Annotated in this window: 10 protein-coding genes and 1 pseudogene; 7 read left to right on the top strand and 4 right to left on the bottom strand. The window is 38.1% G+C overall.

Going from position 1 to position 10,883, the window contains the following annotated elements; translation table 11 throughout:
* Positions 1-73: 73 nt before the first annotated feature.
* Positions 74-586 carry an acyl-CoA thioesterase gene (locus IC621_RS14085; protein WP_191158956.1) on the top strand — a complete coding sequence of 171 codons (513 nt, stop codon included), beginning with the start codon at positions 74-76 and terminating at the stop codon, positions 584-586.
* Positions 587-856: 270 nt separating this feature from the next.
* Here the strand turns inward: IC621_RS14085 and IC621_RS14090 are convergent, their stop codons facing one another.
* Positions 857-1,918 carry an AbrB family transcriptional regulator gene (locus IC621_RS14090; RefSeq protein WP_191158957.1) on the bottom strand — a complete coding sequence of 354 codons (1,062 nt, stop codon included), beginning with the start codon at positions 1,916-1,918 and terminating at the stop codon, positions 857-859.
* Between the two features lie 102 nt (positions 1,919-2,020).
* On the opposite strand from IC621_RS14090, the gene rbsK reads away from it, so the two are divergent.
* The 5 genes from rbsK (at position 2,021) to IC621_RS14115 (ending at position 5,903) form a co-directional block, all read left to right on the top strand.
* Positions 2,021-2,947 carry a ribokinase gene (gene rbsK / locus IC621_RS14095; RefSeq protein WP_191158958.1) on the top strand — a complete coding sequence of 309 codons (927 nt, stop codon included), beginning with the start codon at positions 2,021-2,023 and terminating at the stop codon, positions 2,945-2,947.
* 7 nt (positions 2,948-2,954) lie between these two features.
* A complete protein-coding gene (locus tag IC621_RS14100; RefSeq protein WP_191158959.1) occupies positions 2,955-3,407 on the top strand; it encodes a DUF6884 domain-containing protein in 453 nt (150 codons plus the stop codon).
* Positions 3,408-3,435: 28 nt separating this feature from the next.
* Complete coding sequence (locus tag IC621_RS14105) at positions 3,436-4,296, top strand: gamma-glutamylcyclotransferase (RefSeq protein WP_191158960.1); 861 nt, start codon at positions 3,436-3,438, stop codon at positions 4,294-4,296.
* Positions 4,297-4,587: 291 nt separating this feature from the next.
* Positions 4,588-5,118, top strand: a complete 531-nt coding sequence (locus tag IC621_RS14110; RefSeq protein WP_191158961.1) for a hypothetical protein — start codon at positions 4,588-4,590, stop codon at positions 5,116-5,118.
* 119 nt (positions 5,119-5,237) lie between these two features.
* The gene (locus IC621_RS14115; RefSeq protein WP_191158962.1) at positions 5,238-5,903 is read left to right on the top strand and encodes a potassium channel family protein; all 666 of its coding nucleotides are present in this window, start codon (positions 5,238-5,240) and stop codon (positions 5,901-5,903) included.
* A gap of 456 nt (positions 5,904-6,359) precedes the next feature.
* Here the strand turns inward: IC621_RS14115 and IC621_RS14120 are convergent, their stop codons facing one another.
* Together IC621_RS14120 and IC621_RS14125 are read right to left on the bottom strand one after the other, a co-directional pair.
* Positions 6,360-6,506: a BH0509 family protein gene (locus tag IC621_RS14120; RefSeq protein ID WP_191158963.1), complete on the bottom strand. Its 147-nt coding sequence runs from the start codon at positions 6,504-6,506 to the stop codon at positions 6,360-6,362.
* A gap of 638 nt (positions 6,507-7,144) precedes the next feature.
* Positions 7,145-7,690, bottom strand: coding sequence for a TetR/AcrR family transcriptional regulator (locus IC621_RS14125; RefSeq protein ID WP_191158964.1), 546 nt, complete (start codon positions 7,688-7,690; stop codon positions 7,145-7,147).
* A 523-nt stretch (positions 7,691-8,213) separates the two neighbouring features.
* Here IC621_RS14125 and IC621_RS14130 point away from each other — a divergent pair.
* On the top strand, positions 8,214-9,977 hold the full coding sequence (locus IC621_RS14130) for a Rieske (2Fe-2S) protein (RefSeq protein ID WP_191158965.1): 1,764 nt from the start codon (positions 8,214-8,216) through the stop codon (positions 9,975-9,977).
* A gap of 221 nt (positions 9,978-10,198) precedes the next feature.
* On the opposite strand, the pseudogene IC621_RS14135 reads toward IC621_RS14130, so the two are convergent.
* A pseudogene (locus IC621_RS14135) lies at positions 10,199-10,723 on the bottom strand (LysR family transcriptional regulator); the annotation flags it as partial.
* Positions 10,724-10,883 lie beyond the last annotated feature (160 nt).

Consider the following 10,883-nt stretch of genomic DNA (forward strand, 5'->3'; position numbering starts at 1 on the left):
GATTCACTTTATATTATCTTTAAAATAGGTGTAGGATATAAATAAAAAAGATGTTAGGAAGAGGGAAAAGATAATGAAAAACAATAAAACATGCCGAGAATCCTTCGTAGTAAAAACCAGTATTGTGCTTCCTTCTGATACAAACAATTATGGGACAATGTTTGGCGGTAAGCTAATGGCTTATATAGATGATGTAGCTGCTATATCTGCAACTAGGCATGCGCGCAGTCATGTCGTTACAGCGTCTACGGATTCTGTAGATTTTCTGCATCCGATATATGAGGGGCACTCTGTTTGTTTAGAGGCTTTCGTTACCTATACAGGTAAAACCTCGATGGAAGTGTTCGTTAAAGTCATTGCGGAAAATATGATTTCAGGGGAGAGAAATGTGTGTGCCATGTCGTTTTTAACAATGGTAGCAATTGATGAAGATACAAAGCCAACCCCTGTTCCGCCCATTGTTCCTGAGACAGAAATTGAAAAAATGCTATTCAACTCAGGAAAAGAACGGGCGGAAATGAGAATGAAACATAAGCAGGAGACGAAGAAAATGGCAAGCCAATTTGGCACAGATTTGCCTTGGTAATAAATGAAATGCCCAGTACTTAGGCGAGCCTCCGAAAAAAGGTGTCTTTAGCTTTTCGAGAGGCTTGTTTATGAAATCTAGAGATTAAAGACAGAAGCCGGAAAACGATCGTTCCTTCAGGTGATTTAGTAATGTATTTTTACTATTTTAACCAACAATAGTCTTGTGGATCTGCTTACAATGATGATTGTTCACATATTAAAGATTGTTATTTTTTTATAGCTCAAAAGTATTACATCTGTATTATCAATTTCTATCCCTATACGATATTCATCGATTCATAAATGTTATTTTTTTCGTCGAAAAACACCATTTCAACACAGTTGGAACTACGATTAGGATAAATAGCAGTCTAATAAACTGAAGGGCACTGACTAAAGCTGGGTCTGCCCCTATGCTGTTAGCTGTAAGAACCATCTCTACTAAACCGCCAGGTGCCAAGCTAAGTATCGCTGTTGAGAGTGAAACTCCTGTAAAAATTGAAAATAAATAGCCAAGGGCAAAAGAAATGATAATCAGAATAAGAGTTAAACCGAAATAAATAAAACTGTATTTTCCTCCTAATTTTAACTCATTCCAGCTCATTCTTATTCCAATGCTTGTTCCCACAACTAATTGAGCACAAATAATAATGGCGTCAGGTAATACAGGAAGCGATATGCCGGATATATTTAAGCAGGCTGTTACAAGAAGCGGCCCTATGACAGCCCCGGCAGGTACTTTATATCTTAGCAGCCAGCCCACTGCAAAGCTTAAGATGAACCATAAATACGAAAAATAGGAACCATTTAATACAGAACCGTCGTTCGTAGCTACTGTTCCTGAAGGGCTGTTTCCTGCAAATATAAGCGTCACTAGAAAAGGAACTAAAAAAACAACAGATAGAAGCCGAACTGTTTGAAATATTGTCACCATAGCCACATTGCCCTTTAGTGATTCTGTAATGACAACCATTTCGGACAATCCCCCGGGAATCGTTGAAAAAGAACTTGTTACAGGATCAAATTTCAACCATTTACCAATTAATAATCCGTTTGTTACACTGATTAGAATTAGAATAATCGTCAGAATAAGAAATGGAATAATATAAGGTCCTACTTCTATGAACGTGCTTTTTGTAAATGATAATCCGAAATAGATTCCTAGAAACATAAGGCTGATTTGTTTTATTGAGTCTGGACAGAGTAAAGTTCTATTAGCAAATGAACGCCATACAATCATCATTGAAAGCGGACCTAAAATCCAGGCAAGCGGTACCTGTAAAATGGCAAATAATCCGCCTCCTGCTAATGACAAAGAAAAGGTTTCGAGTACTTGTTTCGCTTTTTTCATCTGTAAATCCCTTCTGACTATTCTATCTTGCATTTTACCATGAATGGGAAATATTTCGAAGAAATCAATCCATGTTAAAATGAGAAGGAAGGAGGAATGATGATGTCCTTGGTTATTGTAGGAAGTTTTAATATGGATTTAATGAGCAGAACCCCTTATTTACCATCAGGGGGAGAAACAGTCTTAGGCGGACCATTCAAAATGGGGCCTGGCGGAAAAGGGAGTAATCAAGCCGTCGCCGCAGCAAGACAATCTGCCGAGGTTATCTTAGTCTCAATGCTTGGAAGAGATTCATTTGGTGAGAAGGCGGCTGACATGCTGGAGAGAGAAAATATAAAAACCGAACACGTCTTCTTTCATTCAACAGAATCTACTGGCACGGCTCTAATCCTGGTTGATGAGCAAAGCGAAAATATGATTGTGGTAGCGCCGGGTGCCAATTTATGTTTAAGTCCTCTTCATGTAAGAAAAGCAGAGAAAGACATTCGAGCGGCATCACTTGTTCTCCTGCAATTTGAAATTAACATGGAGGCAACTATTGAAGCGATTGAACTAGCTGATAAACACAACGTTCCGGTTCTATTAAATCCTGCACCATTTGTTGAATTCAATCCGGCTATTTTAGAAAAGGTTACATATATCACGCCGAACAAAACGGAGGCAGAAGGGCTTACCGGAATCAAGATTCAAGGTGAAGAGGACGTTTTGCAGGCTGCAAAAAAAATTTACAAGAAAGGTGTTAAGTATGTTCTTATCACGCTTGGAAGCAGCGGGACTTATTTATATTCTGGGAAAGAAACAGGTGAGCTGATTCCTAGTTTTGCAGTTAATGTAACAGATACAACCGGGGCTGGTGATGCGTTTAACGGCGGCTTTGCTTGTGCAATAGATCTAGGGTTTTCAGTTAAAGAAGCAGTTGTTTACGGTCAAGCGGCAGCTGCATTGTCTGTTACAAAAGAAGGAACCTCTCCTTCCATGCCGACAAAAGAGGAAGTAGAAAAGTTTTTAAAAGAGAGAACAAATGGGTGATAAATCAATGGCAAAACGTTTATGTATTATACCGTGCGGAAAAAGAAAGGTATGGGATAAGTATCCTGCTCTATCTAGTGTTGATGCTGAAAAAGCCTATATAGGTATATTTCATAAACTCTGCCAAAAATATGCCCGCACTTTTTTTGATACGTGGGTCATACTTTCTGCGAAACACGGCTGGCTGCTCCCTGAAGATGAGGTACCTGGAAATTATGATCTTACTTTCAATCTGAAAGGGGAAAGCGGAATAAGCAAAGAAAAACTGCTTGAACAAGCTATTTCGAAAAATATCTTACATATAGATGAAGTGGTTGTTCTTGGAGGGAAAAAATTTCAACCAATCGTCAACTTTGTTTTTAAAGATATAAAGGTAACATTTCCATTAAAGGGCTGCCGGGGAATTGGAGAAATGCAGCAACAATTAAAATCAGCCATCATGATGAAAAAGGAAATCTAACTACAATGATTTACTGGGGGAAGAAAACTTGAATCATTTACTGTTTGTTTATGGAACACTCCGAAAATATCAAAATAATCATCATTACATAGAAAAATCTAAACTTGTTGCTGAACAAGCTTCTATTTCGGGTGTACTTGTAGATACTAAAGAAGGCTATCCAGCCTTAACGCTTGGAAAAGGAACTGTCTATGGGGAAGTATATCAAGTAGATAAAGAAACGTTAAAACGAGTAGACCAATTGGAAGAGTTTAAAGAAGAAATGCACGCTCATAATCTTTATCAAAGAAAGCTCGTGAAAGTAATGACAGATTCTGGGGAATTAGAAGCCCTTACTTATTATATGAATGAAGCAGAAGTAAAAGGGCTTCCTATCATTTCCAGTGGTGATTGGAAAGAAAATCAGCTTATTCATCGAAATCAACCTTTTATTTACTATTTTGCTTTTGGTTCTTGTATGGATGTCGAAAGATTTCAGCTAGCTAAAGTGGATCATCATTTTACAAAAGTTATAGGAGCTGGGAAGCTTAAAAATTATTCAACCAGGTTTACCATTAACCATATAGATGGCGGCAGAGCCGATCTTGTCGAGGATGGCGGAAGGACTGAAGGGATATTATATCAGATTCCTTATGAAGCCGTACTTTATCTTTATGAAAGAGAAGGAGTAGATATCGGCCACTACAGGCCTTCCTTTGTAGATATTGAGGTAGATGGAACCTTGGTAAAAGACTGTTTAACCTTTTTGGTAAAGGAAAAGGAAGAAGAATCAGCACCTCCAGATCATTACTTTACAGAAATCCTGAGAGGAGCTAAAGGTCGTTTATCTGATGACTATATGAATCTTCTTGAGAAACATGTGGAAAGGCTTTTGGGAAATAAGGGATAAGCCTATGGAGCTAAATGACCTGGGAAACTATAGGCCACACTGACAATTTAGCTTGTATTCCTTCAAAAGGAGCGTTCCTGTGTCTTACCATTGAGGAAATGTTTAGCCTATCTGGTAAAGAGGGAATGAAAGAAAATGGCGTGTTTGGACTTACTGAAAGAAGAGGTGATGGCAGTCTACATCCCCTCTCTTGTGCCGACAAACACAAAACTTTGTTGTACAAACGATTGTTAACGTCAGTAACGTAGATGCTTGCTGCATGGATACAATTGAAAACGAGGAGCGATGAAAATGGAGAAGGTAATGAATGTGATACAAACCTTGGAAGCGAGAAAACCGCTGCCGCCGCTTTGTCCAACAGAAATTTGGGATCCACAAATTAGCAAGGAGATTTTGATGATGTCCGATAATGAGGTTACAGGTCTTAACAATCCCTCTATATGGGCAGCATCAGCAACACGTTCGGGGTTATTGTTATGGAACGATGATTTAGATGCTTCTCATGCAATTTCACAAAAAATGAAAGAGCAAATAGGAAGCTATTGGCATGGAATTATGCATCGGCGGGAAGGAGACTTCAGCAACGCAAAATATTGGTTTTCACTAGTCGGATCACATGATATCTTCGAATCGTTGTTCAGGCAAAGCTGTGAAATAATGCCGGAGTTAACAGAATGGGGAAGATGGCAGCCCGACCGCTTTATTGATCTGGTAGAAAATGCCGTTTCAAACAATTCAGGGGCTGCAAGTGAAGGCGAAAAATTATGTCAAATTCAAGCGATTGAAATCGCTTTACTCATTCAGTACAGCAGGAATGCTTAAGCACTTTTTGAAAAAGGTTAAACTGCTGTTATGCACTTAATACCGTTACAAGGTTATTTATGGTACTATTTTATTAAGTAAATACTAATTGACATTGACCCTTTTTGGAGGAAACGTTTATGAAAAAAGAATTTGCGGTCATCGGCTTAGGCCGTTTTGGGGGAAGCATTTGTAGGGCTCTTAGTGATGAAGGCATGGAAGTAATGGCGATTGATATGGATGAAGATAAAGTGAATGAGTTTGCGACAGTTGCCTCCCATGCGGTTGTCGGTGATACGACAGATGAAGCCGTTCTGAAAAGCCTTGGAATCCGGAATTTCGATCACGTAATTGTGGCAATTGGAGATAACATTCAAGCAAGCATCCTAACAACTCTAATATTAAAGGAGCTCGGCGTAAAACATATTACCGTAAAAGCCCAAAATGATTATCATGAAAAGGTGTTATCAAAAATTGGTGCAGATCGAATTGTCCATCCTGAACGGGATATGGGAAAACGAATTGCTACCAATCTCATTTCGAATAATGTTTTAGATTATCTCGAACTTTCTGATGAGCACAGCATCGTTGAAATTGTTGCAAATGGGAAGCTAGCGGGCAATTCTTTAATTGACTTGGACATCCGTGCCCGATATGGAATTAATATCGTCGCAATTAAAAGAGGGCGCGAGGTGATTGTTTCTCCGCAAGCGACAGAATTAATTGAAAAAGGGGACATTTTAATTGTAATCGGAGGGGATACAGATATTAATCGCTTTGAAAAGAAAGTGCTTGAAAATTCATAATAAAATAGACTTATGGGAAATCAGGTTTCTTTGTGAAAGGGACCTGATTCTTTTGATTTTTGGGGGAAATCTATCTCATTAGAAAACGTGCACTATGTTTCTGGGCTTTAGCGGGGTAAACTTGTGCATAGACCAACAAACCTCGTGCATAGAAATGGTCGTGCATAAAAGGGGTTTAGCCGAGATACGTGTAAAAAGGGGTCATAGGCATACTTTTATTTCCAAATTGCACGATATCAAAAATAGCATTAAAGAAACACGAATTGTGAAATTAACTTAAAAATGTCGAATTCCTCATCGAATTATCAAGACCTAAATTATAAGTTGTGGTAACTTTCATTTTACTAGATAGGACGATTTTTTTTGTTGTTTGATAAAAAACGAAAAGGGGCTCCAGAAATTCAGTTTTCCTGACTTTCTGGACAGCCCCTTAATGATAATCATTTAATTTACAAATTACATATAATCATAGTAAGAATCTTCAAAATAGAGCCAGTGATAATATTCAATCTGTGAATCTGTCATCTTAACAATTTCTTTCTCATCGAATTTTTGTTTTTCTAATAAATGTTTCACTTTGTAATCTCTTTCTATTTGGCTCATCTTAAATCCCCCTTAGATATGAGAAGTAGTGAAGTAATTACATTCTGTAAACGCCTCTTATCATTTCTTATTTTTATTATATATCTCAAAGTGAGATTAAACCAATATCACTTTGAGATGTATTTTTTGGAACTAATATAGAAATGTTATTTAAAAAATGGCGAGAACACCCCATAAATTGATTTGTGGGATGAATCGCCCAATTTTTTCTATTAAGGGAACCTATGGTCTGGAAGAATATAGACATTTAACGCCACTGATTTATGCCCATGTGAACCGGTATGGGACATTCAAATTAAATATGCAGGAGCGTCTGGCAATCTAAAGAATTTCTTGAAACTTCTAGTAGAGTAGCGTCAGTACCACCAGAAAACGCGAATTTAAAACGTTAAGGAAATTACAATATTAAAAATCCCAATTTCTCAATTTAATGCTGAGAAATTGGGATTTTTTCATTACTTCAGAAAAGCGCCGGATCGTGGAAGATTATATTTCTTTATTGTATGGAGATAAGCACCAATATTAACAATATACATTTTAATGAATAGTAAGAGACAGGTATCCTAGTAAAAGCCTATTCCAAAGAAATGATCCTTTTATCTTCACTAATTTGACGGGAGGTTTTTCATAGTAGGGAACTATACAATCCTGTCTAACAAATCCCCTACTTTTTCTGCCATCACATGGGGTGGATAAGGCATTCCATTCTTTAACCACCATTCCACTACCCCTACGTAAGCATTTGCAACAAATTCGACAACTACATCTTCATTTTGAGCAAAATTTTTACCTTTTGTTATGTCCACATCTTTCTTGAACTCTTCAATATTAAATTTAAGGAACCTATTACGAAAATATGGGGCACCTTCACTCGCTAACATCGTCGAAAAGAATAAATAATTACTCTTAAAGTATTCCATACAGTGTACAGTCGATTCAATCCAATCCATTTCAGCTGCCGACTCACAAAAATTACCCATGTTGTTTATATGTTCTTCCATGATTTTATCTAATAGATCAAATTTATCTAAGTAATGAAGATAGATGGTTCCTCGGTTCACATTTGCCCTGTCAGAAATATCCTGAATGGTTATGTTATCAAAACTTTTTTCAGACATCAGTTCGATAAGAGCCTTTTTAATGGCTTCTTGGCTTTTGGTTATTCTTCTATCTATTTTCGGCATTGTTTGGTCACCAGACTTTCCTAAAGATAAACAACAATTTTTATTGATTTGTTGAGTAATCAACGAATTGTGTTCATTTAACCATTGAGAGCTATGTCTTTCTATTTATAATTATAAACAGATGTTGATTATTCAATCAATGAGTGCTTTTCTTTTTCGATCGATGTCAATGTACACCATATAAGTGAGTTAAATAACCATCTCGTATAACCTGCATAGCATACCTCGTGTTTTTTCCTTGTAAATGAAATAAAAGTTGTCCATCATCGATGTAAATAGCCGTAACAACCTCCTGCATATTAATAAGTCTCGATTATTCCAATGTATATAATGCGTAATACATAGCACAATGGGAGTTGCGTGAATGATGAGTTATCATGGTAATTAAGAGTAGGTCCTCAACTTATGAAGGATTACTTCATTCCATCTATAATATAAAATAGTAGATAACAATTTTTGTAAGCCCTCCATTTACCCGTATTTAGAGGGTCCATTGAATTTCATTTTAGGGAGAGTGATACCGTTGTCAGAATTGATTTATGCAGGTTCATTAAAGACACTTGAAGATGAAGGTGCAAAGGTAATAAAAGGTGGAAGTCATGCAATTGCAGTATTCGTTCACGAAAAACAAGTCTATGCGGTGGATAACCGTTGTCCGCATATGGGCTTCCCCCTCCATACAGGAAGCTTATGTAATGGGATTTTAACGTGTCACTGGCACCATGCTCGCTTTGATATAAAAAGCGGTGGAACCTTGGATCCATGGGCAGATGATATCCCTACTTACCCTGTCCATATTAAAGAAGATGAGGTTTGGGTTCACCCTGTTCCTTATAATAAAGTAACAATTGAAAAATTAAGGCAGCGATTACGTGAAGGTCTTGAGCAAAATATAAGTCTTGTCATCGCCAAATCAGTTGTCGGATTGATGGAAGGTGGTTTTCCTGCGACTGAGATTGCAAAGGTCGGTGTCGACTTCGGAACGACACATCATCAAAACGGCTGGGGTTCTGGATTAACGATTTTAACAGCGATGACAAATGTATTGCCTAAATTGGATAAAACCGGTCAGATTTTAGCATTGTTCCATGGTCTTGTTCATGTTGCACGCGAAAGTTCTGGAATGGGAACACGGTTTTTACTCGGGTCCCTTCCTGTCACAGATGAAATGAATGCCCAATCATTCGACCAATTATCAGAATGGTATCGTCATTGTGTGGAGGTTCGTGATCCGCAGGGAGCTGAACGAGTACTCTTGACGACGATTGAATTAGGCTTCACGAACGAGCAGATTGCTGACATGATGATGACAGCAATTACGGATCATTTTTATGTAAATACAGGTCATACGCTCGATTTTCATAATAAAGCATTCGAGATTCACGATCAGATTGGTTTTGAGGACCGGCCATATGTATTATCATCATTGTTACCTGGTATCGGTAATGTATCTCGTAGTGAAGAATCTCATAGCTGGCAATCACCTGTGAACTTGGTCAAACCATTAATGGATGCGTTCAAGGAATTACCTGATATTTTTGCTAATGTATCATCAATAGAGGACACTGATGTGGATGAAGCAGCATTGATTGAACAAATTTTATCAGATGATGCTTTAAAAACGGTAAATATGATGCTGGATGCACTTAAAAGTGGAGTTTCCCCTGCTCGTTTGGCCCAGCTCGTAGCTTTGGCAGCAGCGGAACGGATCTCCCGTTTCCATATGCAAAATGATTTTAGAGATTGGATTACCGTACTTCATACTTTTACTCACGCGCATGCAGTACATGAATCGTTACGTCGCTCGACCACACCTGAATTAACCCGAGCAGTTTTCCATGGAGCGATGAGTGTCTATCTTGATCGTTTTCTCAATACGCCGGCTGCACGAAGACCAGAACCAAAGGATGTAGAAGCTGAACCGCAGAATCCTTCTGAATTATTGGAGATGATGAATCAACAACAACAGGTTGCAGAATCAGCAGGATGGGTAGTGAATTACCTGGCATCCGGCGGTGATAAAAGTGAACTCTTCAATACACTCGGGCATGCTTTATTAAGAGAGGATGCAGAGTTTCATTCGTTTCAAATGTTTGAAGCAGCGATCGTCGAACATGAACATTGGGAAATAGAGGATTCCGAGCTTGCTAGTCATGCACAGGAAACGTTGATCATCGCAGTAACACGTTTTCTAGCAGGCCATGCCCCAACTGCTAGAGAAATGCCACATACAGCAAGGATTGCAATGCGCCTCCACCGAGGAGAAAAATTATTTGAAGATGAATGATTTAAAGAAAAGTGAAAGGGTAAGTACAATCTCGCTTGATCCATTTCAAGCGGGATTGTCTTATTAATGTCTATTTTTCCCCTTTGCCTTTCGAATCGTACAATGACACAACCCGATCTAAGCCTTAAACAGTCCGAGCCTCCTAGGATTCGCCCTTCACTTGCTGAAATTCATGTCGGTTAGAGAGGAGGTAAAGGGACTAAAACTTTAATAATGTCAGTTGGACTGTCCTTCCTCATAATAACGCCACAAACATCTTTGGCTGGGATATTGATATAATTGTATTTTGATAAATCAGCTGGTTGAATTAAAATACCAAAGTCAAGCAATCCTTTGTCAAGCCGTTCAGTCACATCGTCTTCGTTTCCGCTGTAGAGATGATACCAGATGTTTGGATAACTTGACTGTAAATCTTTTGCCACCCGTGCAATCTGTCTCATAGCGTCTGTTTCCCCGCCACCTATATAGACATCACCACCTATTGTTTCTTCCATGGAACCAAATTCTGCCTCTAATTTATCGACCATATCAACGATTTCTTCGGCTCTCTTTCGCAGGAGCATTCCTTCTTCTGTAAGAATGATACTGTGACTACTGCGAATAAATAGTTTTTTTCCTAACTCTTGTTCAAGGTCTTTTAATTGTCTGAACAAGGTTGGCTGTGTCACATGCAAAACTTCAGCGGCAGCCGTCATGCTTCCTTCTCTTGCAACAGTAAGAAAATATCGCAAAACCCTTAATTCCATATAAAAATCCCCCTTAATAATGATTAGTATATATAACTTAGAAATGCCATTAAAACATATCATTATATAAGATATGAGTATTTGTTATAGGGGTGAATTGCGATTAAAATAAATACCAAGAGTAAACCAATATGAAGAAAGGATGTAATTTTAAATGTCT

The sequence above is a fragment of the Metabacillus arenae genome, assembly GCF_014773385.1.
In the GTDB taxonomy this organism is placed as follows: domain Bacteria; phylum Bacillota; class Bacilli; order Bacillales; family Bacillaceae; genus Metabacillus_D; species Metabacillus_D arenae.

Excerpts from the sequence above, each read along its gene's own strand:
- IC621_RS14085 (WP_191158956.1), top strand. The coding sequence starts at position 74 with ATGAAAAACAATAAAACATGCCGAGAATCCTTCGTAGTAAAAACCAGT.
- IC621_RS14090 (WP_191158957.1), bottom strand. The coding sequence starts at position 1,918 with ATGAAAAAAGCGAAACAAGTACTCGAAACCTTTTCTTTGTCATTAGCA.
- rbsK (WP_191158958.1), top strand. The coding sequence starts at position 2,021 with ATGTCCTTGGTTATTGTAGGAAGTTTTAATATGGATTTAATGAGCAGA.
- IC621_RS14100 (WP_191158959.1), top strand. The coding sequence starts at position 2,955 with ATGGCAAAACGTTTATGTATTATACCGTGCGGAAAAAGAAAGGTATGG.
- IC621_RS14110 (WP_191158961.1), top strand. The coding sequence starts at position 4,588 with ATGGAGAAGGTAATGAATGTGATACAAACCTTGGAAGCGAGAAAACCG.
- IC621_RS14115 (WP_191158962.1), top strand. The coding sequence starts at position 5,238 with ATGAAAAAAGAATTTGCGGTCATCGGCTTAGGCCGTTTTGGGGGAAGC.
- IC621_RS14120 (WP_191158963.1), bottom strand. The coding sequence starts at position 6,506 with ATGAGCCAAATAGAAAGAGATTACAAAGTGAAACATTTATTAGAAAAA.
- IC621_RS14125 (WP_191158964.1), bottom strand. The coding sequence starts at position 7,690 with ATGCCGAAAATAGATAGAAGAATAACCAAAAGCCAAGAAGCCATTAAA.